Source organism: Paucibacter sp. Y2R2-4 (assembly GCF_025717535.1).
Taxonomy (GTDB): Bacteria; Pseudomonadota; Gammaproteobacteria; order Burkholderiales; family Burkholderiaceae_C; genus Paucibacter_A.
In genome coordinates this window covers 986,160-1,010,045 of the sequence record NZ_JAJIRO010000001.1, presented here as the reverse complement: position 1 = coordinate 1,010,045, position 23,886 = coordinate 986,160, and the positions used below count along the sequence as shown (strand labels likewise).

The 23,886-nt window shown below is 62.4% G+C and carries 24 protein-coding genes; 19 read left to right on the top strand and 5 right to left on the bottom strand.

What is annotated here, in order from left to right:
- The first annotated feature begins 47 nt into the window (after positions 1-47).
- The 18 genes from apbC (at position 48) to LNV06_RS04340 (ending at position 18,099) form a co-directional block, all read left to right on the top strand.
- A complete protein-coding gene (gene apbC / locus LNV06_RS04425; protein WP_263537011.1) occupies positions 48-1,142 on the top strand; it encodes an iron-sulfur cluster carrier protein ApbC in 1,095 nt (364 codons plus the stop codon).
- A gap of 364 nt (positions 1,143-1,506) precedes the next feature.
- Entirely contained in the window at positions 1,507-3,177 is a 1,671-nt protein-coding gene (locus LNV06_RS22530; protein WP_318013433.1) for a methyl-accepting chemotaxis protein, read from the top strand.
- A 68-nt stretch (positions 3,178-3,245) separates the two neighbouring features.
- Entirely contained in the window at positions 3,246-3,791 is a 546-nt protein-coding gene (locus LNV06_RS04415) for a DUF3305 domain-containing protein (protein ID WP_263537010.1), read from the top strand.
- Entirely contained in the window at positions 3,791-4,447 is a 657-nt protein-coding gene (locus LNV06_RS04410) for a DUF3306 domain-containing protein (protein WP_263537009.1), read from the top strand. The genes LNV06_RS04415 and LNV06_RS04410 overlap by 1 nt, the downstream gene beginning before the upstream one ends.
- Positions 4,368-6,521, top strand: coding sequence for a 4Fe-4S dicluster domain-containing protein (locus LNV06_RS04405; protein WP_263537008.1), 2,154 nt, complete (start codon positions 4,368-4,370; stop codon positions 6,519-6,521). Before LNV06_RS04410 ends, LNV06_RS04405 begins: the two co-directional genes overlap by 80 nt.
- Positions 6,518-7,183: a TorD/DmsD family molecular chaperone gene (locus LNV06_RS04400; RefSeq protein WP_263537007.1), complete on the top strand. Its 666-nt coding sequence runs from the start codon at positions 6,518-6,520 to the stop codon at positions 7,181-7,183. Before LNV06_RS04405 ends, LNV06_RS04400 begins: the two co-directional genes overlap by 4 nt.
- A gap of 145 nt (positions 7,184-7,328) precedes the next feature.
- Positions 7,329-7,589, top strand: coding sequence for a formate dehydrogenase (locus LNV06_RS04395; protein ID WP_263537006.1), 261 nt, complete (start codon positions 7,329-7,331; stop codon positions 7,587-7,589).
- Between the two features lie 82 nt (positions 7,590-7,671).
- Entirely contained in the window at positions 7,672-10,647 is a 2,976-nt protein-coding gene (locus LNV06_RS04390; RefSeq protein WP_263537005.1) for a formate dehydrogenase subunit alpha, read from the top strand.
- Positions 10,648-10,660: 13 nt separating this feature from the next.
- Positions 10,661-11,299: a formate dehydrogenase FDH3 subunit beta gene (gene fdh3B / locus LNV06_RS04385; protein WP_263537004.1), complete on the top strand. Its 639-nt coding sequence runs from the start codon at positions 10,661-10,663 to the stop codon at positions 11,297-11,299.
- Entirely contained in the window at positions 11,296-11,529 is a 234-nt protein-coding gene (locus LNV06_RS04380; RefSeq protein ID WP_263537003.1) for a hypothetical protein, read from the top strand. Before fdh3B ends, LNV06_RS04380 begins: the two co-directional genes overlap by 4 nt.
- 17 nt (positions 11,530-11,546) lie before the next feature.
- Positions 11,547-12,686: a formate dehydrogenase subunit gamma gene (locus LNV06_RS04375; RefSeq protein ID WP_263537002.1), complete on the top strand. Its 1,140-nt coding sequence runs from the start codon at positions 11,547-11,549 to the stop codon at positions 12,684-12,686.
- Between the two features lie 28 nt (positions 12,687-12,714).
- On the top strand, positions 12,715-13,137 hold the full coding sequence (locus LNV06_RS04370; protein WP_263537001.1) for a hypothetical protein: 423 nt from the start codon (positions 12,715-12,717) through the stop codon (positions 13,135-13,137).
- Between the two features lie 6 nt (positions 13,138-13,143).
- Positions 13,144-14,232, top strand: coding sequence for a DUF6352 family protein (locus LNV06_RS04365; protein WP_263537000.1), 1,089 nt, complete (start codon positions 13,144-13,146; stop codon positions 14,230-14,232).
- Between the two features lie 7 nt (positions 14,233-14,239).
- Positions 14,240-14,962 (top strand): ABC transporter permease, encoded by a 723-nt coding sequence (locus LNV06_RS04360; RefSeq protein WP_263536999.1) that lies wholly within the window; start codon positions 14,240-14,242, stop codon positions 14,960-14,962.
- A complete protein-coding gene (locus LNV06_RS04355; RefSeq protein WP_263536998.1) occupies positions 14,959-15,684 on the top strand; it encodes an ATP-binding cassette domain-containing protein in 726 nt (241 codons plus the stop codon). The genes LNV06_RS04360 and LNV06_RS04355 overlap by 4 nt, the downstream gene beginning before the upstream one ends.
- Complete coding sequence (locus LNV06_RS04350) at positions 15,669-16,532, top strand: ABC transporter substrate-binding protein (RefSeq protein ID WP_263536997.1); 864 nt, start codon at positions 15,669-15,671, stop codon at positions 16,530-16,532. The genes LNV06_RS04355 and LNV06_RS04350 overlap by 16 nt, the downstream gene beginning before the upstream one ends.
- Before the next feature lie 34 nt (positions 16,533-16,566).
- On the top strand, positions 16,567-17,196 hold the full coding sequence (gene mobA, locus LNV06_RS04345) for a molybdenum cofactor guanylyltransferase MobA (protein ID WP_263536996.1): 630 nt from the start codon (positions 16,567-16,569) through the stop codon (positions 17,194-17,196).
- 9 nt (positions 17,197-17,205) lie between these two features.
- Complete coding sequence (locus LNV06_RS04340) at positions 17,206-18,099, top strand: formate dehydrogenase accessory sulfurtransferase FdhD (RefSeq protein ID WP_263536995.1); 894 nt, start codon at positions 17,206-17,208, stop codon at positions 18,097-18,099.
- Here the strand turns inward: LNV06_RS04340 and LNV06_RS04335 are convergent.
- From LNV06_RS04335 to moaA, 5 genes are all read right to left on the bottom strand, one after another.
- Complete coding sequence (locus LNV06_RS04335; RefSeq protein ID WP_263536994.1) at positions 18,096-18,797, bottom strand: YebC/PmpR family DNA-binding transcriptional regulator; 702 nt, start codon at positions 18,795-18,797, stop codon at positions 18,096-18,098. The genes LNV06_RS04340 and LNV06_RS04335 overlap by 4 nt on opposite strands.
- 76 nt (positions 18,798-18,873) lie before the next feature.
- The gene (moeA, locus tag LNV06_RS04330; RefSeq protein ID WP_263536993.1) at positions 18,874-20,178 is read right to left on the bottom strand and encodes a molybdopterin molybdotransferase MoeA; all 1,305 of its coding nucleotides are present in this window, start codon (positions 20,176-20,178) and stop codon (positions 18,874-18,876) included.
- Positions 20,179-20,236: 58 nt separating this feature from the next.
- The gene (locus tag LNV06_RS04325) at positions 20,237-20,908 is read right to left on the bottom strand and encodes a 3'-5' exonuclease (RefSeq protein ID WP_263536992.1); all 672 of its coding nucleotides are present in this window, start codon (positions 20,906-20,908) and stop codon (positions 20,237-20,239) included.
- A 53-nt stretch (positions 20,909-20,961) separates the two neighbouring features.
- Positions 20,962-21,537 (bottom strand): GNAT family N-acetyltransferase, encoded by a 576-nt coding sequence (locus tag LNV06_RS04320; protein ID WP_263536991.1) that lies wholly within the window; start codon positions 21,535-21,537, stop codon positions 20,962-20,964.
- Between the two features lie 15 nt (positions 21,538-21,552).
- Entirely contained in the window at positions 21,553-22,707 is a 1,155-nt protein-coding gene (gene moaA, locus LNV06_RS04315) for a GTP 3',8-cyclase MoaA (RefSeq protein ID WP_263536990.1), read from the bottom strand.
- Between the two features lie 131 nt (positions 22,708-22,838).
- On the opposite strand from moaA, the gene LNV06_RS04310 reads away from it, so the two are divergent.
- Complete coding sequence (locus LNV06_RS04310; protein WP_263536989.1) at positions 22,839-23,840, top strand: PfkB family carbohydrate kinase; 1,002 nt, start codon at positions 22,839-22,841, stop codon at positions 23,838-23,840.
- Positions 23,841-23,886 lie beyond the last annotated feature (46 nt).

The following is a 23,886-nucleotide window of genomic DNA, read 5'->3' as shown; positions in this document are numbered from 1 at the left end:
TCACCGGGCCTGTTTGGGCCTCGGCCTTTGTTCACCACGATTGCCTCATGCCTGCCATCCAAGAATCCGCGCTGCTGCAAGCGCTGCAAACCGTCGTCGACCCGAACACCGCGCAGGACTTCGTCAGCGCCAAGCAGCTGAAGAATCTGCGTCTGGATGGTGGCGATGTGTCCTTTGATATCGAGTTGCCTTACCCTGGCGCCAGCCAGCAGGCCGAGTTGCGGCGCGCTTTGGTGGCGGCGGCGCGCAGTGTCGAAGGCGTGAGCAATGTCAGCGTCAACATCCAAAGCAAAATCGTCGCCCATGCGGTGCAGCGCGGTGTGCAGTTGCTGCCTGGGGTGAAGAACATCATCGCCGTAGCTTCGGGCAAGGGCGGTGTGGGCAAGAGTACGACGGCGGCCAATTTGGCGCTGGCGCTGGCCGCCGAAGGCGCACGCGTTGGTGTGTTGGATGCCGATATTTATGGCCCCAGCCAGCCCATGATGCTGGGCGTCAGCGGCCGCCCCGAGAGCGAAGACGGCAAGCTGATGGAACCGATGGTGGGCTACGGCCTGCAGATCATGTCGATCGGCTTCTTGGTGGAAGACGACCAAGCCATGATCTGGCGCGGCCCCATGGCCACCCAGGCGCTGGAGCAATTGCTGCGCCAAACCCGCTGGCAAGACCTCGACTATTTGGTGGTCGATATGCCGCCCGGCACCGGGGACATTCAGCTGACCCTGTCGCAGCGGGTGCCGGTGACCGGCGCGGTGATCGTCACCACCCCGCAAGACATCGCCCTGATCGATGCCAAGAAGGGCTTGAAGATGTTTGAAAAGGTCGGCGTGCCGATCTTGGGCCTGGTGGAGAACATGGCCGTGCACATTTGCACCAATTGCGGCCACGCCGAACATATTTTCGGCGCCGATGGCGGGCGCAAGATGGCCGAGGCCTATGGTGTCGACTACCTGGGTGCCTTGCCCTTGGCCATGTCGATCCGCGTTCAGGCCGACGCCGGCCAGCCGACCGTGGTGGCCGACCCCGATGGCGAAGTGGCGGCCCTCTACAAGGCCCTGGCCCGCCAAGTGGCGGTCAAGATTGCGGCTCAGTCCAAGGACTATTCGTCCAAGTTCCCCAATATCTCGATCTCCAAGAGCACCTGAGCACCTGAGCACCTGAGAGTCTGGTCGTGGCTTCGGCGCTGGCCCGGCCGCTGAGTTCAAAGAGGGCTCGAAGGTGAATTTGCACATTCAAGGCTGTTAGTGCGCATCCGATAGCCCACAGGTGCCGGTAGAAAGGCGAGGCGAACAGCAGGGCTCGAAGGCTCTGCGCATGACCTCCTGCCCGGCCTGCGTGGTCGCGGCTTGTCGCGATGGGATGCACGCGCCGAGACCGGGTGAACTGCGGGCCTGCGGGTGATGCCTGACGCGGTGTGGACGGTGGATTTGACGGTGCAGCAGACCTCTTGACCTGTGGCGACCTGGGTGAATCGGATTCGCTTTGCGGATCTTCTCAGGGGACACATCGATGAAAACCGTCAAGCAGATGTTCAGTGCGGCCTTGCTCGCCATGGGGGCGGTCGTGCTGCTGCTTCTTGTTGCCATTTCCAGATTGAGTGCGGCGGGCGATGCCGTTACCGCCGCCGAGGGCGCGCGCTATCTCTCCTCCATATTGGCCGATGAGTTGCGCCAGAGTTCTGACGATCTGACCCGCTTGGCTCGCACCTATGTGATGACCGGGGACCCCCAGTGGGAGCAGCAGTACTTTGAGGTGCTGGACATTCGCAATGGCAAGAAGCCGCGGCCCAGTGGCTATGAAAAGATCTACTGGGACTTTCGCGCAGCAGGCGTCACGCCGCCGGCAGGCAAGGGCAGCAGTACCAGCCTGCCCTTGCTGGACATGATGAAAGCCGCCGGCTTCACCGACGCCGAGTTCGGCAAGCTGAAGGAAGCGGCGGGCAACTCAGACGACTTGGTCAAGACCGAGACCGTGGCCATGAACTTGGTGAAGGGCCTGTACGACGATGGCAGCGGCAAGTTCACCAAGCAAGGCGAACCTGATTTGGCCAAAGCCCAGGCCCTGATGCACGACAAGAACTATCACCAGTTCAAGGCCAAGATCATGAAGCCGGTGGATGAGTTCTTGCGCATGTTGGATGCGCGTACCGAGTCGGCCGTGCGCGAGGCGCAAGCCGCCCAAGACCGCTGGTTCAAAGCCGTGGTACTGATGGCCCTGCTGACTGCCGGCACCGGCCTGGCTTTGCTCTGGTACGCCAAGCATTGGGTCAGCCGCCGCTTGGGCGGCGAGCCTTATCAAGTGGTGGAGGCTGTCAAGGTGATCGCTGGGGGCAATCTGGCGCAACAGCTGAAGAACGACAGCAGCGATCCGAACAGCGTAATGGGTGTGCTGGCCGAATTGGTGGAGCGCTTTTCTCAGGCCGTCAGTCAGGTCAGGCATGGCACGGATGGCGTCGTCAATGCCAGTGCCGAGATTGCCCAAGGCAATAACGATCTGAGCACCCGCACCGAACAACAAGCCAGCTCATTGCAGCAAACTGCCTCGTCCATGGATATCTTGGGTGGCACCGTGCGGCAAAACGCCGACAACGCGCACCAAGCCAATCAACTGGCGGTCAACGCCAGTTCGGTGGCCGAGAAGGGCGGGCAGGTGGTCAGTCAGGTGGTGGACACCATGAAGGGCATCAATGACAGCTCGCGCCGCATCGCCGACATCATCAGCGTGATCGACGGCATCGCGTTCCAGACCAATATCCTGGCCTTGAACGCGGCGGTCGAGGCCGCGCGTGCTGGCGAGCAGGGGCGCGGCTTCGCGGTCGTCGCCAGCGAGGTGCGAAGCTTGGCGCAGCGCAGCGCGGAGGCCGCCAAGGAGATCAAACAGCTGATCAATGACAGCGTCGAGCGGGTCGAGCGCGGCACCAGTTTGGTGGACGAGGCAGGGGCCACCATGGAAGAAATCGTGGCCTCCATCAAGCGTGTGACCGACATCATGGGTGAGATCAGCAGTGCGAGCAGCGAACAGAGTGCTGGCGTGGCCGAGATCGGCGATGCGGTTAGCAAAATGGACCAGACCACCCAGCAAAACGCCGCCTTGGTCGAGCAAAGCGCGGCCGCTGCGGAAAGCTTGCGTCAGCAGGCGCAAACATTGCAGCAAGCGGTGGCGGTGTTTACCCTGCGCTGAGCGCAAGATGGAGTGGGTTCAGAAGGCCATCCACTGCCAGGGGCTTCGCCGACCGCTAGACTGCGGCGATGGACGACGCTGTGGATTCATCGCAAAGGCAAACGCACTCGCAGGCTCAGGACCCACTGCCTCCGGGTCGCCCCTCGGTGACGGTGGCGGTCTTGTTGCAGCGCGAAGCGCAGCCCAATCAATGGGAAGACTGGCGCTTTTCTGTCGTCGATGTGGTGGCGCATCAAACAGCATTTGGGGACCAGCCTCGCGTCTTGCGTGATGACGGCAAGTTGCAGACTCGGCTGCATCCGAACTTTGAGCTGACGCTCTATCCCGACGAGGCGGAAGGCTACTTTCTCAACCTCAGTTCGGGGGCGCCGGTTTGGTTTGTGGTGTGGCGTGTCAGCGATGAAGACCCGTCTGTGGCCTGGGCCGAGCGTGTCAGCCTGAGCTATACCGAAGCCGGCCGCTGGTTGGATGCGCAAGAGCGGGTCGACAACGTGCCTTTGCCGGCGGACCTTGCTGCTTGGTTGCAGAGCTATGTCGAAGTCTATTACCGGCCAGAAGTGAAGAAAGAACGTCGGCGCCCGCAGTCTTTTGTCTCGCCCGGAGAGCGCCGCTGATGGCTGAAGCAAGCGATGAGGCTCCCGCAGGATTCCTGGCGCGCTGGGGACGGCGCAAGGCTTTGGCGCGGGCGGGGCAGCCGCTGCCGGAGTTGCCACCCGCCCCTGCCGTGCCCGCCATCCCGGTGGCGATGCCGCGTGCTGCTCCGCAGACCACGGCCGCAGATAGCCCGGAAGCTCCCGTGGTGCAGGCGATGGACCCGCCCCCCGAGCTTGTCGCGGCGCCAACTTGGTCGGATGTGGCCGAACTGAAGGCCGACTCCGACTACACCCGCTTCATGGCCCAAGATGTGGACCTCGGCGTGCAGCGCGCAGCGATGAAGAAGCTGTTTTTCTCCGACCCGCACTTCAATGTGATGGACGGACTCGATACCTATATCGACGACTACAGCCAGCCCGACCCAATTCCGCTCGCGATGCTGCGGCAGATGAACCAGTCGCGGGCTTTGAACTTGTTTGCGCAGGAAGAAACCACGCCTCCGGGTGACGCGCAAGATCTGACCCTTGATGCCCGCACTGAGCCGGCATCGCCTCCCCCATCCTCAACGCCAGCAATCGAAACCTCGAGCCAGCCCGATGACGACGACCCTGATTTGCAATTGCAACAAGACCCTGCCGCTGGACGGCCCGGCGCTGCAAAAAGCCCTGGGACCTGAGGCCAGCCGGGGCCTGGAGACGGTCCACACCTTGCTCTGTCGCAGCCAGGCGGGCGACTTTCAGCGCGCAGCCAAAGCCAGCACCGCGGCCGGGGGTGATTTGCTGGTGGCTTGTACCCAGGAGAGCCGGCTCTTTCTGGAGTTGAATGAGCAGACGGTCGGCGCCCCCTCGATCAGCGAGCGACCGATTCGCTTTGTCAATTTGCGTGAGACCGGCGGCTGGTCCAAGGACGCGGCGAAGGCAACGCCCAAGATGGCCGCTTTGCTGGCGCTGGCGCAATTGCCAGACGCTGCGCCGGTGCCGACGGTCAGCTACCGCTCCCAGGGCCGCGCCTTGTTGATCGGATCGCCCGAACGGGCCGGGCGTGCCGCCGAGATGCTGGCCGACAAACTGGACTTGAGCCTGCTCATCCAGGGCCCGGGCCAGCTGCCGCAGCAGCGCAGCTTGCCGGTTTTTGCGGGCGAAGATGTTCAGGTTCGCGGCTGGCTCGGAGCGTTTGAGGTGAGCTGGTCACAAAACAATGCCATCGATCTGGATCTGTGCACCCGCTGCAATGCTTGCATCGACGCATGCCCCGAGTCGGCCATTGATTTCAGCTACCAAGTCGATATAAGCCGCTGCAGCAGCCACCGCGACTGCGTCAAAGCCTGCGCGGCGGCCGGCGCGATTGACTTTGACCGGCCGCCGCAGACGCGCAGCGAGACTTTTGATTTGGTCTTGGACTTGAGCGACTTGCCGTTGATCGATCTGCATCAGCCACCGCAGGGCTATTTCCATGCGCCTGATGACGCTCGCTTGATGAAGGCAGTGCTGCAGATGCGCGATGCGGTGGGCGAATTCGAGAAGCCCAAGTTTTTCAACTACAAGCAAAAGCTTTGCGCGCACAGCCGCAATGAACAGATCGGCTGTTCAGCCTGCATCGATGTGTGCTCGGCGCAGGCCATCCGCAGCGATGCCTCGCGCAAGGGCAAGCCGGGCGGCGCGGCGTTGGCCGGCATCGTGGTGGAGCCGCATCTGTGCGTGGGTTGCGGCGCCTGTACGACGGTTTGCCCAAGTGGCGCGATCAGTTACGCCACGCCTTCGGCCGATGCGCAGGGCCAGCGCATTCGCACCTTGCTGAACACCTATGCGCGCGCGGGCGGCAAGGATGCCGCGCTCTTGATCCACAGCCAGGCGGCAGGCGCCCAACTGATTGGCGCCCTGGGTCGCGCGGCGCGCACCGAGGCGGGTGTGCACGGCGTGCCTGCGCGCGTCTTGCCCATTGACGCTTGGCATACCGCATCGATGGGCATGGAGCTCTGGCTCTCAGCCTTGGCTTACGGTGCCGCCAACGTCTGGGTCTTGATGACTGAGGAAGAAGCGCCGGCTTACCGTGACGCGGTGAAGGCGCAAATGGCGGTCGCCCAAGCTATCTTGAGCGGCCTGGGGTTCAAGGGGCAACACCTGACCCTGATCGAGGCCCGCTCGGCACAGGAATTGGACGCTGCGCTGCAGGCCCCGGCGGGGCAAACCGTTGCGCAAGCGGCGAGCTTTCGCGTCCTGGCCGACAAGCGCGCCACCTTGGAGCTGTGCTTGGAGCACTGGATGAGCCAGGCTCAGCAATTGCCGGAAGAGTTGCCTTTGCCCGAGCAGGGCTCGCCCTTCGGCAGCCTGAGTGTGGATGCCGAGCGCTGCAGCATGTGCCTAAGTTGCGTCAGCGCCTGCCCGGCCGGCGCCTTGGCCGACAACCCCGACAAACTGCAACTGCGTTTGATCGAAAAGAACTGTGTTCAATGCGGCTTGTGCGCCAGCACCTGCCCGGAGCAGGCCATCAGCCTCGTGCCGCGCCTCTTGCTCGCCGATGGTGGGCGCACTCGCAAGCAAATGCAGGTGCTCAATGAGGTGGAGCCTTTTTGCTGCGTGCGCTGCGCCAAGCCCTTTGCCAGCCCCAAGGCGATTGAGCTGATGCTGGCCAAGCTGGGCGCGCACCCAATGTTTCAAGGCGCAGGCGCGCGACGCTTGCAAATGTGTGCGGACTGCCGCGTGGTCGATCTGCACAGCAACCCGAATGAAGTCAGGATTACCGATCTATGAGCCAAGCCCCAGTTCAAGCTCCAGCCCAAGCCATCCATTGGACCGGCGCCGCCGAACATGCCGATGGCGGCCTGGCCGAAGAACTGGCCCGCGCCGAGGTCTATGGTCTGCTGGCCGAGTTGTTTTATGCCCCGCCCCGCGCCGACTTGTTTGAACAATTGCGTGTGGCGGTGACCGAAGCGCCCAGTGCCGGTGCCTTTCTGGAAACGCACTGGTCGGCCTTGGTCGGAGCCGCCCGGCGCCTGAGTTTGCAGGATATCAATGATGAGTTTGTGGCTTTGTTCGGCGGGGTGGGCAAGCCGGAGGTCTGTGTTTACGGCTCCTTCTACCTGACTGGCTTCTTGAACCAGCAGCCTTTGGCCGCCTTGCGTCAAGACTTGCTGGCCCTGGGCCTGGAGCGGCCCCAAGCGGTCTTGGAGACCGAAGACCATATTGCATCGGTCTGTGAAGTGATGCGTTACTTGATCGCGGGTGAGGATGCCGGGGTGAGCAATCTCGCGGGGCAACAGCGCTTTTTCAATGCACATCTGCGGGCCTGGGCGCAAGGTTTCTGCGAGGCCCTGGCTCAGCATCCGCGGGCAGATTTCTATGGAGCTCTTGCCGTGTTTGCACAAGATTTCTTCGCGGTTGAGATGCAGGGCTTTGATCTGTTGGAGCTTTGATTTTTTGGCGGGTCGCCACAGCCAGCTTGCTGCAGGCTGACAAACTGGGGATTGCGCTCGGTGCGAACTGCGGGTCTGGCCACAATGCAAAGGCGGCTCAGCGGGGATATATTCGAACGGCAGGCGTTTTTCGGAGCTGATGACCATGAGCAAAAAGCAATTGACTGAATCCCAGGCCAAAGCCAGCGAGGGTCTGAGTGAAAAGGCGACAGCTGAACCTGGGGCGCGGCGCGGCTGGCTCTTGGGCCTCGGAGCGGCAGGCGCTGCGGCCGTCGCAGTCAAGGTCTTGCCGGGCGCGCCGGTTGAAGAGGTGGTGGCGGTCAGCAAGGCTGCGCCCGCTGAGGCCAGCGGTGGCTATCAGCTCAGCCCGCATGTCTTGCGCTATTACGAGACCGCGCGCTCGTAAGTCGGCGAGTGCGGCGCGCGCCGCGCAGTCAAGTCAAAGAATTCGTGCCGGGCTTTGTTGAGACCGGCCAGCAGGAGACGATATGTTGCTCACTCGCAAAAACTCTGGGTCTGCCAGCGCCAGCCAGTCTGGCATGGTCAATAGCTTGGTGCGCGGCCTCGACAGTCAAAGCCGCCGCGCCATCCCCACCATGGACCGCCGTTTGTTCCTGCGCCGCTCGGGTTTGGGCTTGGGCGCGGGCTTGGCAGCCTCGCAGCTGAGTCTGGTGCAGAAGAAGGCGCATGCCGCTGATGCAGCCCCAGCCGCGGCCGGTGGCAAAAAGGTCGAAGTCAAGCGCACCATTTGCGGCCACTGCTCGGTCGGTTGCGCGGTGGATGCGGTGGTGGAGAACGGTGTTTGGGTTCGCCAAGAGCCGGTGTTTGATTCGCCAATCAACCTCGGCGCGCACTGTGCCAAGGGCGCGGCCTTGCGCGAGCATGGCCACGGTGAGCATCGCCTGCGCACTCCGATGAAGCTGGTGGGCGGCAAGTATCAAAAAATCAGCTGGGATGAAGCGCTGAACGAGATCAGCGCCAAGATGCTGGAGCTGAAAAAGCAAAGCGGCCCCGATTCGGTCTTTGTGGTCGGTTCCAGCAAGCACAACAATGAGCAGGCCTATTTGCTGCGCAAATGGGTGAGTCTGTGGGGCAGCAATAACTGCGACCACCAGGCCCGGATTTGCCACTCCACCACGGTGGCCGGTGTGGCCAATACCTGGGGCTACGGAGCCATGACCAACTCGTACAACGATATGCGCAATGCCCGCGCTGCGATGTACATCGGCTCGAATGCCGCCGAGGCGCACCCGGTCTCCATGCTGCACATGCTGCATGCCAAGGAAACCGGCTGCAAGATGATTGTGGTGGACCCGCGCTTCACCCGCACGGCGGCCAAGGCGGACGACTATGTGCGCATCCGTTCGGGCTCCGACATCCCCTTCGTCTTCGGCTTGATCTATCACATCTTCAAGAACGGCTGGGAAGACAAAAAGTACATCCACGACCGCGTCTACGGCATGGACAAGGTGCGCGACGAGATCATGGCCAAGTGGACGCCGGACAAGGTCGAGGAGGCCTGCGGTGTTGATGAGGCGACCTGCTACAAGGTGGCCAAGACCCTGGCCGATAACCGCCCCAGCACCATCGTCTGGTGCATGGGTCAGACCCAGCACACCACCGGCAATGCGGTGGTGCGGGCCTCTTGCATCTTGCAGCTGGCGCTGGGCAATGTGGGGGTGAGCGGCGGCGGCACCAATATCTTCCGTGGTCACGACAATGTGCAGGGCGCAACCGACGTCGGCCCCAACCCCGATTCACTGCCTGGCTATTACGGCCTGGCGGAAGGCGCATGGAAGCACTTTGCCAAGATCTGGGATGTGGACTTCGAGTGGATCAAAAAGCAGTACGCCCCCGGCATGCTGACCAAGCCCGGCATGACCGTGTCGCGCTGGATCGACGGCGTGCTGGAGAAGAACGAACTGATCGACCAAGAAAGCAATCTGCGCGGCTTGTTCTTCTGGGGTCATGCGCCGAACTCTCAGACCCGGGGTCTGGAGATGAAGAAGGCCATGGACAAGCTGGACCTGTTGGTGGTGGTCGACCCTTATCCTTCAGCCACGGCCGCGATGGCGGCCATGCCCGGCAAAGACGAAGATAAGAATCCGAACCGCGCGGTTTACCTTTTGCCGGCCTGTACGCAGTTCGAGACCAGCGGTTCTTGCACCGCCTCGAACCGCTCGATTCAGTGGCGCGAGAAGGTGATCGAGCCGCTGTGGGAATCGCGCACCGACCACATGATCATGTTCCAGTTGGCGCAAAAGCTGGGCTTCGACAAAGAGCTGGTCAAGACCTACAAGATGGTGCCGGGCAAGGGCGGCATGATGGAGCCCGAGACCGAGTCCATCCTGCGCGAAATCAACAAGGCCTTGTGGACCATTGGCTACACCGGCCAAAGCCCAGAGCGTTTGAAAGCGCATATGCGCAATATGAATGTCTTCGATGTGAAGACGCTCAAGGCCAAGGGCGGCATCGACAAGGAAACCGGCTACAAGCTCGATGGCGACTACTTCGGCCTGCCATGGCCTTGCTACGGTACGCCCGAGCTCAAACACCCCGGTTCGCCGAATCTGTATGACACCTCCAAACATGTGATGGAAGGTGGCGGTAATTTCCGAGCTAACTTTGGTGTTGAGCGGGAAGGGGTCAGCTTGCTGGCCGAAGACGGTTCTCACTCCAAGGGCGCCGAGATCACCACCGGCTACCCGGAGTTTGACCATCTGCTGCTCAAGAAACTGGGCTGGTGGAATGACTTGACTGAGGCCGAGCAAAAGCTGGCCGAGGGCAAGAATTGGAAGACCGACCTGTCGGGCGGCATCCAACGCGTGGCAATGAGCCATGGCTGCCATCCCTTTGGCAACGCCAAGGCGCGTGCCGTGGTCTGGAATTTCCCCGACCCGATCCCGCAGCATCGTGAAGCTCTTTACTCGACCCGCCCAGATCTGGTCGCCAAGTACCCGACGCATGACGACAAAAAGGCCTTCTGGCGCCTGCCCACGCTCTACAAGAGCGTGCAGGAGAAGAATGCTGACATCGGCAAGACCTTCCCGCTGATCATGAGCTCGGGCCGCTTGGTCGAGTACGAGGGCGGCGGCGAGGAGACTCGCTCCAACCCTTGGCTGGCCGAATTGCAGCAAGAGATGTTTGTGGAGATCAACCCCGCCACTGCCAATGACCGCGGCATCCGCAATGGCGAAGACGTGTGGGTGACCACGCCGACCGGCGCCAAGATCACCGTCAAGGCCATGGTGACCGAGCGGGTCGATCGCGGCACGGTCTGGCTGCCTTTCCACTTCTCCGGTCGCTGGCAAGGCGCGGACATGTTGGCCTATTACCCTGAAGGCGCGGCACCGGTGGTGCGCGGTGAAGCGGTCAACACCGCCACGACCTATGGGTATGACAGCGTGACGATGATGCAAGAAACCAAGACGACGGTGTGCCAAGTCACCCGCGCCACGGCTTGATTGGAGTGCTGACATGGCAAGAATGAAATTCATCTGCGACGCCGAGCGTTGCATCGAGTGCAACGGCTGCGTCACAGCCTGCAAGGCCGAGCACGATGTGCCCTGGGGTGTGAACCGCCGTCGCGTCGTCACCTTGAATGACGGTGTGGCCGGCGAGAAGAGCATCTCGGTCGCCTGCATGCATTGCTCGGATGCGCCTTGCATGGCGGTCTGCCCGGTCAACTGCTTTTACCGCACCGACGAGGGTGTGGTCTTGCATGACAAAGACATCTGCATTGGCTGCGGCTACTGCTCTTATGCCTGCCCCTTTGGCGCGCCGCAGTTCCCCAGTAATGGCACCTTCGGCCTGCGCGGCAAGATGGACAAGTGCACCTTCTGCGCCGGCGGGCCCGAAGCCAATGGCAGCCAGGCCGAGTACGAGAAATACGGGCGAAATCGCCTGTCTGAGGGCAAGTTGCCGGCCTGTGCCGAGATGTGCTCGACCAAGGCCTTGCTGGGTGGTGACGGTGATGTGGTGGCCGACATCTTCCGCAACCGCGTTTTGGTGCGCGGCAAAGGCAGCGAAGTCTGGGGCTGGGGCACGGCCTATGGCAAGCCCAGCGATGGCGCTCAAACGCCGAAGGCCGCTGCTGCCAGCGAGGTGAAGTCATGAGCGGCGCACGCGTGGGCTTGCTCTGCCTTGGCGCCTTGTTGGCCTTGCAGGGCTGCGGTGAACGCAGCCAGAAGCTGGATGGCAAACAGGGCGGCGACACCACCGTGTGGAGCGTCAGCGAGGCCGCCAATCCGGCCTTTGTCGCGCCAGGTTGGAAGGCAGGGGACAAGGCCGCCTGGGAGGCCCAGATCCGCCATCGCAATCAAGCGCAAAACGACTATTCGCGTTGAGTCCTCGGGGAGCCACCATGCGAAGTTTCATTGTTTCCCTGCTCGCTGGCTTGAGTGTCAGTTTGGCCTGTGCGCAAGCAGCGCCGGAGCCTGCGGCGTCGGCTCAGCAAAGCGCCGCGCCCGTCGGCTTTGTGGCACCCTCCGCTCCTCAGCCGGACGAAAGCAATGCGCAACGTGCCAAGACGCAACCGGGCAATAACGCACCATTTTGGCGGTCTGTGCACGAGTCGGGCGTTCAGCATGGCGTGACGAATTTGCCCGGCGCTGAAAAAGGCGTCTTGATCCAGCCCATGGTCCAGTATCCCGGCTCGCGCTTCACGACAGCGGGCGAAGCCTGGCGGCAGGTGCGCAATCAATGGATCATTCCTTATGGCGGCTCTTTGATTGTCATCACCGTCTTGGCCTTGGCCTTGTTCTACTTTTCCAAGGGAACGCTGGGCGGTCATGAGCCTTACACTGGCCGCTTGATTGAGCGCTTTACCTATTTCGAGCGCGCCGCGCATTGGTGCAATGCCATCGCCTTCAGCGTGCTGGCTATTTCGGGCTTGGTAATGGCGTTCGGCAAGTTCTTGATGCAGCCGGTCTTGGGCGGCACCCTGTTTGGCTGGTTGACTTATGCGCTGAAGACGGCGCATAACTTCGCCGGCCCACTGTTCGCGGTCTCCTTGCTGGTGGTGTTCTTTACCTTTGCGCGAGACAACCTGCCGAACCGGCATGACCTGACTTGGCTGCTCAAGGGCGGTGGTTTGTTTGGCGGGCATGAGGTGCCGTCTGAACGATTCAATGCCGGCGAGAAAGTGGTGTTCTGGGCCGGGGTTTTCTTGCTCGGCTTTGTGGTGGTGGCGTCCGGCCTGGTGCTGGATCAGCTGCTGCCGGGTCTGGCCTATCTGCGCGGCGATATGCAAATCGCCCACATGATTCATGCGGTGGCGACCATTTTGATGATGGTGCTGTTCATTGGCCACATCTATATGGGCACCATAGGCATGAAGGATGCTTACCGCGGCATGAAGACCGGCATGGTCGATGAAGGCTGGGCGCGCGAGCACCATGAGCTTTGGTATGACGACATCAAGGCCGGCAAGATTCCGGCCCAGCGCTCGACGGGCGCGTCTGCCGGCACTGCTGCGGCGACCAAGCCTGCCGCCCAGCACTGAACCGCTGCACTCCAAAAGGAAAGACATCATGCGTCTGCTGCGTCCCATTCATTTCTCCGGCCTGAGCCTGATCTCGGGCTTGCTCGGCTTGGTGGTCTCAACGGCTGCATTGGCCAAGTTGCCTGCGCCCAGCGATGAGGCCAAGGCCAAGGCCGCTGTGACGGCCGCTAAAACTGCCTGGACCGACAAGGTCTCGGCCTATCAGCTGTGCCAGGCCATGAATCGCACGGCCGAGGGCTATCGCAAGAGCGCCAAGGCCGCAGGCAAAGAACTGCAACCGGTGGTGGAGACGCCGGCTTGCACCGACCCTGGACCTTTTGTCCCGCCGGAGCCGGCGGCCAGCGCGGTAGCCGGTGGAACAGTTGCACCTGCGGCCACTTCGCCAAGTGCGGCCAAAGTGGCCACCGCGTCGGCGCCCCCAGCCTCGCCCGCTCAGCAGCCCAAGAAGTGACACGGATTGAATCGCCCTGTCTCCTTGCCTGCTGAATCCATGGCCTCGTTCGAGGCTGATGCACTCCCCGCCAATCCCCTGCATGTGTTCTGGCATTTGGGTGCGAGCTCGGCCTGGTCGCTGAGCCCGCAGGGCTGGTTGCGGCCGGATGCGGCATTCTTCGCGCTCATTTTTCGCCGCCCCGAATTGGCCTTGGTTCCGGAATCCTGTGCTGCAGAGATTGCGTTGCACAAGGTGCTGTCTAAAGAGGCTTTGGCGCCAGTTGGATCGGCCGAGCTTGCTGCGATAGAGGACGAGGATGCCCGCGCCAACTTCGAGATGTTTCTGGCTTTTCGCGAGGCTTTGCTGGCTGCTGGGAGCTTGGAAGGCTACTACCTGACGGTCTTGCGCAGCGCACGCATCCAGGTGCCACCGCTGTTTCTCGATGCCCTGGTGGCCACGGTGCTCGGCTACCTGCAGCGAGACTCCGAGGATGCCTTTCAGGTTCGTGCGGCGCAGCTGCTCTATCGCGAGCAGCGAGTGAGCCTGAGCGAAGGCCGTGCCTTGTGCGCTGATTTGGAGGCCCTGGACAGTCGCCAGCAATTTGCCCATTCAGCGGCGGGACTGCTCGACGTCTTGAGCCCTGAGAATGCCTCTGATTTTTGGCGTCAGGGTGAGTCGGCCTTGTATGCGCTGGATCTGACCCATGAGCTGAACAAAGAGTTGGCTCATGGCTTGAGTTTCAAACTGATCCGCAGCCACTCGGGCCTGAAAGCCTTGAGCCAGGTGTTGACTCAGTGGCTGGGCCATTTCCTGCAGGGGCCGGACAAGGAGGTCTTGACCATCGAGCCTTTGCCTCAGGTGGACGACTCTGCTTGGCGCTGGCACATCGGCTTGGATGCGGAGTCCATGAGTCTCCTGAATGATTTGTATGAGGGCAAGGCGGTCGACAGTGAGCGTTTGGGGCGTTTGCTCAGCTTGTTCCGCCTGCATGCACCGGCGCGCTCCGACAAGCCGATTTATCTGGGCTTGGCAATGCGCCCCGACGGCAGCTTGAGGCTCAAGCCTCAGAACCTTTTGCTCAATCTGCCCACCGATTGGGTTTTGCGCGGGTGAGTCGGGCTTGAGTGCGTTTGCAGAAAGCCTGAGCAAGGCTTGGGAATTGGTGCTGAGCGCGGACCCGGTGCTTTTGCATACGGCTGGCCTGTCCCTTTACGTCAGCGGCATCGCCAGTCTCTTGGCTGCGGCGCTGGGTTTGGCTTTTGGTGCTTGGCTGGCCGTGGCTAGCTTCCCGGGTCGGCGCTTGCTGCAAGGTCTGATGTCCACCTTGCTGGCCCTGCCTTCGGTGGTGGTGGGCTTGGTCGTCTATTTGCTTTTGTCTCGCAGCGGGCCTCTGGGCAGCTGGGGCATTCTGTTCACGCCCAAGGCCATGATTTTTGCGCAGACCCTTTTGGTCTTGCCGGTGATTGCGGCCTTGTCGCAGCAATTGGTCGGCGACGGCCTGCGCGAAGGCGGCGATCAGCTGCGCTCCATGGGAGCGAGTCGCTTCACCGCCGCTTGCTTGATGTTGATGCACGAGCGCTGGGCGGTGCTGACGATTTTGCTCACCGCTTTTGGCCGTGCCATCTCCGAGGTGGGGGCGGTGATGATTGTGGGCGGCAATATCGACGGGCTCACCCGCGTGATCACGACCACCATCGCGCTGGAGACCAGCAAGGGCGATTTGCCGCTGGCCTTGGCCTTGGGCCTGGTCTTGCTGGGCATGGTTGCGGTGGTGAATGCGCTGATCGCTGGCGTGAAGACGCTGCAGCGCCGCCAAGGGATGCAGGGGAGGTGCCAGGCATGAGCGCTGCACTGGGCGAAAAGGTCTTGCTGCGCCTCGAACAAGTGGGCCTGCGTTTTGGCGATGTGCAGGCCTTGAGTGAGGTGTCATTGCAAGTTCATGCCGGCGAGTTCATTGCCTTGATCGGCGCCAATGGCTCGGGCAAGACCAGTCTCTTGAGCGCCTTGCACGGATTGGTGAAACTGTCGGGGCGGCGCGAGGTCGCGCCTGAGGCGCTCGCAGCCCAAGTGATGGTGTTTCAGCGGCCCTTCATGCTGCGCCTGTCGGTGTGGCGCAATCTCTTGATCGCCCTGTGGCTGGCGGGAGTTCCTCGACAGGAGCGCCGGGCGCGGGCCGAACAGGCTTTGCTGCGCGCCGGTCTGGCAGGGCTGCGCGACCGCCCGGCTCGTGCGCTGTCGGGTGGGCAGCAGCAACGCCTGGCCCTGGCGCGGGCTTGGGCCAGGCAGCCCCGAATACTGTTCTTGGACGAGCCCACGGCCAACCTCGATCCCTCGGCCAAGACCGAGATTGAATCCATGCTCGCCAGTTTCAAAGCCGAAGGCATGACCTTGGTGATGAGCACCCACAATCTCGGCCAGGCCAAGCGTTTGGCCAGCCGCGTCATCTATCTGGACCGTGGCAAGATTCGCGTCGATTTGCCGTGCGAAGAATTTTTCAATACGCACGATCTGGACCCGCGCACCGAACTGTTTCTCAAGGGAGAGTTGAAATGGGACATGACTTGAATCGCAGCTTTGCAGGCCCGCGTCGCCACTTCGCCCGCGCCTTGTTCGCCTTGGGCTTGGGGGCCGCGCTGAGCATCTCCGCCTGGGCGCAGGATCGCAGCATCGTGATGGCCTCCACCACCAGCACCGAGCAGTCCGGCTTGTTTGCGCACCTGCTGCCGGCCTTCAAGCGTGCCAGCGGTATCGATGTGCGTGTGGTGGCCTTAGGCACGGGCCAAGCTCTGGACGTGGGTCGTCGTGGTGATGCGGACGTGGTCTTCGTTCATGACCAAGCGGCCGAAGAGAAATTTGTGGCCGAGGGCTTCGGCTTGCAGCGTCGCCCGGTGATGTTCAATGACTTTGTGCTGATCGGGCCTAGCACTGACCCCGCCAAGGTCAAAGGGCGCGATGTGGTCGCGGGCTTGAAGAAGCTGCAAGACAGCGCCACGGTCTTCATTTCTCGCGGCGACAAGAGCGGTACCCATGCGGCGGAGCTGCGTTTTTGGAAACAGGCCGGTGTTGACGATCCTGCCGTCAAAGGCAGCTCCAAGCTGGACTACCGCGCCTGTGGCTGCGGTATGGGCCCGGCCCTGAATATGGCCGCCAGCAGCGAGGCCTACACCCTGAGCGACCGCGGCACTTGGTTGTCGTTCAAGAACCGTGCCCAGTTGACGGTGCTGGTCGAGGGCGACAAGCGCTTGTTCAATCAATACGGCGTGATCGTGGTCAACCCGGCCAAGCATCCGCACACCAAGACCGCTTTGGCGCAAGCCTTCGCGGACTGGGTGGTGTCGCCCGACGGTCAGGCGCAAATTGCGGCCTACAAAATTGGCGGCGAGCAGTTGTTCTTCCCTAACGCCAATCCTTGATGGCTTTCACGGTTTTGATGTCAGGGCGCTGCGCATGATTTCTCCTCAAGACATCACCGGCTTGGTTTTGGCCGGTGGCCGCGGCAGCCGCATGGGCGGGGTCGACAAAGGTTTGCAAAATTACCAAGGAGTGGCCTTGGCCCTGCATGCCCTGATGCGGCTTTCGCCGCAAGTCGGCGCCTGCCTCATCAATGCCAATCGCAATCTGAGCGCCTATGAGTCCTTTGGCGCGCCGGTTTGGCCCGATAGCCTGCCCGATTTCGCTGGCCCCTTGGCCGGCTTCATGGCGGGCTTGGAGCATTGCGAAACGCCTTATCTGGTGACCGTGCCTTGTGATTCGCCGCTGTTCCCTGAAGACATGGTGGCTCGCTTGGCGGCGGCGTTGGAGGCTGAGCAGGCTGAGATTGCGCTGGTCGAAACCCTGGCCGAGATCGATGGAGAGACCCGGCGCCAGGCGCAGCCGGTGTTTTGCTTGATGAAGGCGAGCTTGCTGGAAAGCCTGGTGCGCTTCACCCAAAGCGGGCAAAGCAAGATCATGGCTTGGGCCGGTCTACATCGCTGTGTGCGGGTGCACTTTGACGATGCGCAGGCCTTTGCCAATGCCAATACCGTGGATGATTTGCAAAAGCTGCAGCGGGGCGAAGCCTTGTCGCATGGCGACTGAGGCGCATTGATGTCGCTCAATTCAACGCTGTTGCCCCGTCTGACCCAATGCCTGGCGCCGCTGACTCAAGAGGTGATGGTGCTGGATGAATTTGGCCAGCGCCGCAGCATGAGCATTCCGGCCGAGCGGCCTTTGACCGTCTTCGTGGACAAGCGCGAGCTGGTCACTTTGATGACCTTGGGCCTGGCGCCAGAGTTGCTGGTGCTGGGTTATTTGCGCAATCAGCGCCTGGTGGAAAGCGCCAGCGAGGTGGAGTCCATCACCGTGGACTGGGAGGTGGGCGCGGCGGCGGTGCGCACCCGAGCCGGCATCGCGCAGATCGAGGCCAAGACGGCGCAGCGCATCGTCACCACTGGCTGCGGCCAGGGCACGGTGTTCGGGGCCATGATGGCCGATGTGGCCGAGCTGAGGCTGCCCTCAGCGGCAGACTCACGACTGAGCCAGTCGGCGCTCTACGCCATGCTCGAGACGGTGCGCAAGATCGACAGCGTCTACAAGAAGGCCGGTTCGGTGCACGGCTGCGCCCTGTTCAGCGGCGAGCAGATGCTGGTGCATATGGAAGATGTCGGCCGCCACAACGCCATTGACAGCATTGCCGGCTGGATGTGGATGAATGCGGATGAGCTGGCCTGCGTGGGCGCTAGTCATCAATGCTTCTACACCACCGGCCGTTTGACCAGCGAGATGGTGATGAAGTCGGCCCAGATGGGCGTGCCCATCATCGTGTCTCGCAACGGCATCACCCAGATGGGCCATGCCTTGGCCACGCAGCTGGGCCTGACCCTGATCGGCCGGGCCAAGGGCCGGCATTTCATTTGCTACAGCGGCTTCGATCGCTTTGACAGCGAACCCGAAGCGCCGCGCATCAATAGCATCAATAGCGCCGCTGAAACTGCGCCTTAGCCGGCCAAGCCCACATAGACGTTTTGCACATCGTCTTGGCCGTCGATGGCATCCAGAAAGGCCTCTACCTCGGCCATTTCCGCCTCGCCCAGGCTGACCGGGGTTTTGCTCTTGTAGCCAATCTTGGCCGAGAGCACGGTGAATCCGAAGTTAGGCAGGGCGCGGCAAACCAGGTCCAGATCGGCGGGGTCGGTCAGGAACAAGCTGGCGCCGTCCTCGGCGGCTTCAAAGTCCTGTGCACCGGCTTCGATGGCAGCCAACTCGGCGTCTGACTCGGCATTCACCGGCGAGGCTTCGATCATGCCCAGATGGTCAAAGTCCCAGGCCACCGAGCCGGCGGCGCCCAATTGGCCCTTGCGGAACAGCACGCGAATCTCAGACACGGTGCGGTTGACGTTGTCGGTCAGGCATTCCACGATCAAGGGCACCCGGTGCGGCGCAAAGCCCTCGTAGGTGACGCGCTCAAAATGCACCGGGTCGCCCAGCAGGCCGGCGCCTTTCTTGATGGCGCGCTCAATCGTGTCGCGTGGCATCGAGACCTTTTTGGCCTGCTCCACCACCAGACGCAAGCGCGGGTTCATATCGGGGTCGGCGCCATTGCGGGCCGCCACCATCAGGTCTTTTGACAACTTGCCAAAGATGCGTCCGCGGGCGTTCGCCGCCAGATCTTTGTGTTTAGCTTTCCACTGCGCGCCCATGGCATCTCCTTGAATTGAAGGCGAGGGTTATACAGCACCCGCCGCCTGAACTTGTTGTTGCAGGTCTAGCCGAGGTTTAGATGAGGCCTTCAAAGGGCAGCACATCAACTTCCTCGCCGCTGGCCACATCCCCTTGCTCATGCCCCAGCACCACCAAGCCATTGGCTTGGCTCATGCTGGACAAGATGCCCGAGCCCTGATTGCCGGTGATCTCGACCTGCCAGCCGCCATCAGACTTGCGGCTGAGCACGCCGCGCTGGTATTCGGTGCGACCGGCTTTCTTGCGCAAGGGCTTGACGCTGGCGGCGCGCAGCATGGGGAGCGGCTCAGGTCTTGCTCCGCTCAGGCGCAAGAGGGCCTCGCGCACAAAAGCGTAGAAGGTCACCATCACCGCGACCGGATTGCCGGGCAGGCCGAAGAGCAGCGCCTCTCGTTCGCCGCTACGAATCTTGCCAATCGCCATCGGGCGGCCGGGGCGCATCGCGATCTTCCAGAACAGCACTTCACCCAACTCGGCCATGACACGCTTGGTGTAGTCGGCCTCGCCCACGCTGACGCCGCCGGAGCTGATGATGGCGTCAGCCTCGCGCGCCCCGCGCTCGAAGGCGAGTCGCAAGGCTTCGGGCTGGTCCGGCACCAGGCCGAGGTCGATCACCTCGATCATGCCCAGCCGCTCCAACATGGCCCAGAGCGTGTGGCGGTTGCTGTCGTAGAGGCAGCCTTCCGGCAAGGGCTGCGCTTGAGCTTCTGTGCCGACGGCGCGCAACTCGTCGCCGGTGGACATGATGGCCACTCGCGTTCTGCGCCACACCTGCATCTGCCCCAAGCCCAGCGAAGCCAGCAGGCCCAGATCGGAGGGCGTCAAACGTCGCCCGGCGGCCAGGGCCACGCTGCCCAGGGCCAGGTCTTCGCCGGCCAGGCGCCGGTTGTCGCCAGCGCGCAAAAGCCCCGGCGGAATGAGGACCCAGCCGTCCTCCATTCGGGTGAACTCATGCGGCACCACCGTGTCCAGGCCGGCCGGCATCAAGGCGCCGGTCATGATTCTTTGGCATTCGCCCACTCCCACAGGGCTCGCCGCTCCGGCGCCGGCCAGGCTGGTGCCGACCACGCGCAGCCGGGTTTCTCCCTGCGTATTCAGATCGCTGGCGCGCAGTGCATAGCCATCCATGGCCGAGTTGTCATGCGCCGGCACCTGCACCGGCGAGACGATGTCGGCAGCCAAGACGCGGCCGAGTGCTGCGCGCAAGGGCAGCGTCTCACGGTCGGTGGGCTGCGGCAGCAGTTGATGGATGAAGTCTTGCGCCAGTTCCACGCGCAGCGCTTGCAGGTCATAACCGGCCAAGCTTGCGGCAATTTCGTTCAAGGAATTGGTCTTGTTCATCATGGGGGCTTGTCTGCCGGAGATGCGCCAAGAAGTGGCACGCCGTGCGGCTTCAATCTCAAAGAGTCGTGGGTGCCGATGGGCCTGCTTGAGTCTGCGTACGGGTCAATCCAGCGATGGGCAAGTCCGAGAGTGGGCGATTCAAGCCCTCCAGCACGCGCAGCGCCACATAAGCATCATTCGCCGCATACAGCAACTGGCGCTCATTCAAGCGAGCTTCGGCCCAGTTGGAGGTGGTGATCTTCTTGGACTTATGGAACTTCTGCTGAAAGACGATGCCGACAGCCGCGCGAGCGCCGGTGGAGTTGGGATAGCCTTCTTGCCGAAAGATGCGATCCAAGTCGAGCACCGCGGCGATCTGAACGCCGAGTCGGCTCTGAACTTGCGCATGGTCCGACTCCAGCCCGAAACCGACCTTGAGCAAGGATTCGGCTTGCAGCAAGTCGACCAGCACCTCATGGCTGAATCGGTGATGCAGCTGAAAGATATAGGCCTTGTCCTGCAGTGCGAACTGCATGATGTGCGGGCCTTGGCTTTTCTCGTCCTTCAAGAAGGTGGGCTTGGACTCGGTGTCGAAGCCAACCACGCCGGCCGCCGCGATCTCGGCCGCGGCACGCTCAAACTGAGCCGGAGTCTCGGGCACCACAATCTGCGCCAGACTCAAGCAAGGGAAGGGCGGCAAGAGGGCGGTTTCGTCTTTGCTGGGGCTGGCTTTTTTGGGAGGGCGCATGACGGAGGAATAGTGGGTTAGCGCAGGCAATGGCGAGGGCAATAGCGAAGGCACTAGCGCAGGCGTAAGCACATCAAGTCTTTGTCGACCAAGCGCCCATCGGGCAGTTTGATGGCCCCTTCAAGACGCCCATAACGCCGAAAGCCGCAGCGTTCATACAGGCGCACCGCAGCGGTATTGCTGGCGGTCACGCTCAAGGTGACCAATTCCAAGACTGGCTCGCCGCGCAGCATTTTCAAGGCGCGCTCCAACAGCTGCCGTCCAACGCCCTGGCCTTGCAGGCGGTCGCTGACCATCATGCCGACGATATGCGCCACATGCCGCACCTTGACTCGGGCTTCGTGCTCGCAGCTGATGGCGCCGACCATTTCGGCTTGGCGCGCATCGCTGCCTTGCCAGGCCACCAAGGTGAACAAATTGGCTCCGCCGCCGCCCCCGCTCAAACGGCCGCGATAGCTTTCAGCGTCGCGGCTGAGTTCGCTGGCTGCGTCCGAGGTAAAGGCCTCGGGATGGCCGGCCAACATGCCGTCGCGCAGCTTTTTGTAGGCGGCTAGGTCGGTCTCGCGCAGCAGCCGGATGGCGCAATCGATCAAGGGCGGGTGCGGGTTTGTGAGGCCGGGGTCTGTCATGGTTCTGCGTGGGCCTCAGCCTCCGATGTAATGCATTTCAACTCGACGCTCAGCGTCGCGAGGCAACGAGGAGTCTGCCGCCATGGCGCCGCGCAACTGCGAGTAGCGGTCGGCGCGCGTATTCCAAACTTGGGCGATGGCGCTGCTCAACTCGGCCGCATTGCTTGAAGGCGCACGCAGCAGTTGACGCAAATCATGGCCGCGGTGCGCAAACAAGCAGGTGTAGAGCTTGCCCTCGGTGGACAGGCGGGCGCGATTGCAATCGCCGCAAAAGGCTTGGGTGACGCTGGAGATCAGGCCGATCTCGCCTTGGCCGTCCGCATAAGCCCAGCGTTCGGCGGTTTCGCCCGGCGCTGCGGCGGAGAGCGGCTGCATCTCAAACACCTCGCGCAAGCGCGACAAAACCTCTTTGGAGGGCAGCACTTCGTCCATGCGCCAGCCATTGGTGGCGCCCACGTCCATGTATTCGATGAAGCGCAAGCTGATGCCGCGACCTTTGAAGTAGCGCGCCATCGGCAGGATCTGGTCTTCATTGACGCCGCGTTTGACCACCATATTGACCTTGATCGGCCCCAGGCCTGCGGCTTGCGCGGCCTCAATGCCTTGCAGCACCTCGGCAACCGGGAAGCCCACATCATTCATGCGCTGAAACACGGCGTCCTCCAGGCCGTCCAGACTGACCGTCACGCGTTGCAGGCCGGCGGCGCGCAGGCTTTTGGCCTTGCGGGCCAGCAAAGAGCCATTGGTGGTCAGGGTCAGGTCTAGCGGTAGACCCTCTGGCGTGCGCAGCTCGCTGAGCATTTCGATCAAGGCTTCGATATTGCGCCGCAGCAGCGGTTCACCGCCGGTCAAACGGATTTTTTGAACCCCGTGCGCCACAAAGACGCGGGCCAGAAGAGTGATTTCTTCAAAGCTGAGCAGGTCTTTGTGCGGCAAAAACTCGTAGTCTTTGTCAAACACTTGCTTGGGCATGCAGTAGCTGCAGCGGAAATTGCAGCGGTCGGTGACCGAGATGCGCAAATCTCGCAGGGGCCGGCCCAGTGCATCCTGCAGCAAGCCCTCGGCTTGATGGCTGGTCCCTGGCGCCGCAGCATGGCCCGCTTCTCCCCAGGGGGCCAGGGGCTGTTCGAGGTGCCGCAGGTCGGCAATAGGGATGACTTTTTCTGCCATGGGTGCATTGTGCCCTTTGGGTGCGCCGGCTTCAGGCGCAGGCCTATTCAGGGCAGCTTTTTCGAGACGCGCCGCCGGTGCTTTGAACGATGGGGCTTGCGGGAGAAGCGCAGCCGGGTTTGAATGCGGTCATGAGTTCTGGCGTCTTGCACCCTGATCTTCCGCACTTTGTCTCATTCGGCGAAGTTCGTATCGATTTGCTGCGAACTGCAGGCGAGCAATGGCGCAGCGCTTGCGCGGGCTCGCCCTGGCAGGTGGCGATGGCCATGTCCAGCTTGGGAGAGCTCAGCGCTTTTGCCGGAGCGATCAGCCGCGACCTGTTCGGGCGCGAGATCTGGCAGGCCTGCACCGAGGCGAATCTGGATTTGCGCTTTTTGCAGCAATTGCCCAAGCCGCCGCTCTTGAACTTCATCTCTGTGCCTGGCGCAGCCGGCGAGCCCGGGCTGGAGGCCACAGAAAACTTGCTGATCGGCAGCGATGCGGCGGACTTGTTCTTCAGGCCCGAGGGGTTGCCGGCGGGCTGGGTGAAGGCGCTGCGCTGGGCGCATTTCGGCGGGCTGGGCTTGGTGCGCGAGCCCTTGGCTGCGCGCTTGGGGGCTTTGGCCCAGGGATTGAAGTCCGAGGGCAAGAGAATCAGCTATGCGCCGGGCTACCGTGCCGCCATGGATTCTCGTTACGACGATATGTTGGAACGCATGTGTCGCCTGGCCGATGTGATCGAGGTGACGCAGTCCGAGCTGTGTGCCTTGTTTCGTTGCGCCGATTACCACCTGGGCCTGGCGCAGATCAGTGCCTGGAATCCTGCGGCTGTTTTGCTCTTGAATGCGGACGGTGGCCGCATCTCGCTGTATGCCGGCGCCCAGGAATGGAGTGCTGAACTACCGGCCCCGGCCGCCGATGAAGACGCGCCACTCTTGGACGTTTGCGATGCCAGCCTGGCGGGCCTTTTGTTTAGCCTGATTCGTCAACCGAAGGCCGGCCCTGATTTGCATCTGCGCTGGTCAGTGGCCGCCGCAACGGCTGCGCGCTCGGCCAAGCCCGAGTACCGCTTGGCCCATGCGCAGGCCTGTACCTTGCCCCAGGCCCTGGTGGCCACCTTGGCGGCTGCCGTCAGGCCGGAGGCGGGCGTTTGAGTGCAGGTGTTTGATTGCTGGCGTGGCTTTGCTCACGGCCAATCGT

Bases quoted from the DNA above. Each gene is read 5' to 3' on its own strand.
- LNV06_RS04405 (WP_263537008.1), top strand. From the start codon at position 4,368: ATGACGACGACCCTGATTTGCAATTGCAACAAGACCCTGCCGCTGGAC.
- LNV06_RS04395 (WP_263537006.1), top strand. From the start codon at position 7,329: ATGAGCAAAAAGCAATTGACTGAATCCCAGGCCAAAGCCAGCGAGGGT.
- apbC (WP_263537011.1), top strand. From the start codon at position 48: ATGCCTGCCATCCAAGAATCCGCGCTGCTGCAAGCGCTGCAAACCGTC.
- LNV06_RS04400 (WP_263537007.1), top strand. From the start codon at position 6,518: ATGAGCCAAGCCCCAGTTCAAGCTCCAGCCCAAGCCATCCATTGGACC.
- mobA (WP_263536996.1), top strand. From the start codon at position 16,567: ATGATTTCTCCTCAAGACATCACCGGCTTGGTTTTGGCCGGTGGCCGC.
- LNV06_RS04320 (WP_263536991.1), bottom strand. From the start codon at position 21,537: ATGACAGACCCCGGCCTCACAAACCCGCACCCGCCCTTGATCGATTGC.
- LNV06_RS04375 (WP_263537002.1), top strand. From the start codon at position 11,547: ATGCGAAGTTTCATTGTTTCCCTGCTCGCTGGCTTGAGTGTCAGTTTG.
- moaA (WP_263536990.1), bottom strand. From the start codon at position 22,707: ATGGCAGAAAAAGTCATCCCTATTGCCGACCTGCGGCACCTCGAACAG.
- LNV06_RS04415 (WP_263537010.1), top strand. From the start codon at position 3,246: ATGGACGACGCTGTGGATTCATCGCAAAGGCAAACGCACTCGCAGGCT.
- LNV06_RS04340 (WP_263536995.1), top strand. From the start codon at position 17,206: ATGTCGCTCAATTCAACGCTGTTGCCCCGTCTGACCCAATGCCTGGCG.
- LNV06_RS04410 (WP_263537009.1), top strand. From the start codon at position 3,791: ATGGCTGAAGCAAGCGATGAGGCTCCCGCAGGATTCCTGGCGCGCTGG.
- LNV06_RS04350 (WP_263536997.1), top strand. From the start codon at position 15,669: ATGGGACATGACTTGAATCGCAGCTTTGCAGGCCCGCGTCGCCACTTC.
- LNV06_RS04370 (WP_263537001.1), top strand. From the start codon at position 12,715: ATGCGTCTGCTGCGTCCCATTCATTTCTCCGGCCTGAGCCTGATCTCG.
- LNV06_RS22530 (WP_318013433.1), top strand. From the start codon at position 1,507: ATGAAAACCGTCAAGCAGATGTTCAGTGCGGCCTTGCTCGCCATGGGG.
- moeA (WP_263536993.1), bottom strand. From the start codon at position 20,178: ATGAACAAGACCAATTCCTTGAACGAAATTGCCGCAAGCTTGGCCGGT.
- LNV06_RS04325 (WP_263536992.1), bottom strand. From the start codon at position 20,908: ATGCGCCCTCCCAAAAAAGCCAGCCCCAGCAAAGACGAAACCGCCCTC.
- LNV06_RS04310 (WP_263536989.1), top strand. From the start codon at position 22,839: ATGAGTTCTGGCGTCTTGCACCCTGATCTTCCGCACTTTGTCTCATTC.
- LNV06_RS04355 (WP_263536998.1), top strand. From the start codon at position 14,959: ATGAGCGCTGCACTGGGCGAAAAGGTCTTGCTGCGCCTCGAACAAGTG.
- LNV06_RS04335 (WP_263536994.1), bottom strand. From the start codon at position 18,797: ATGGGCGCGCAGTGGAAAGCTAAACACAAAGATCTGGCGGCGAACGCC.
- fdh3B (WP_263537004.1), top strand. From the start codon at position 10,661: ATGGCAAGAATGAAATTCATCTGCGACGCCGAGCGTTGCATCGAGTGC.
- LNV06_RS04390 (WP_263537005.1), top strand. From the start codon at position 7,672: ATGTTGCTCACTCGCAAAAACTCTGGGTCTGCCAGCGCCAGCCAGTCT.
- LNV06_RS04380 (WP_263537003.1), top strand. From the start codon at position 11,296: ATGAGCGGCGCACGCGTGGGCTTGCTCTGCCTTGGCGCCTTGTTGGCC.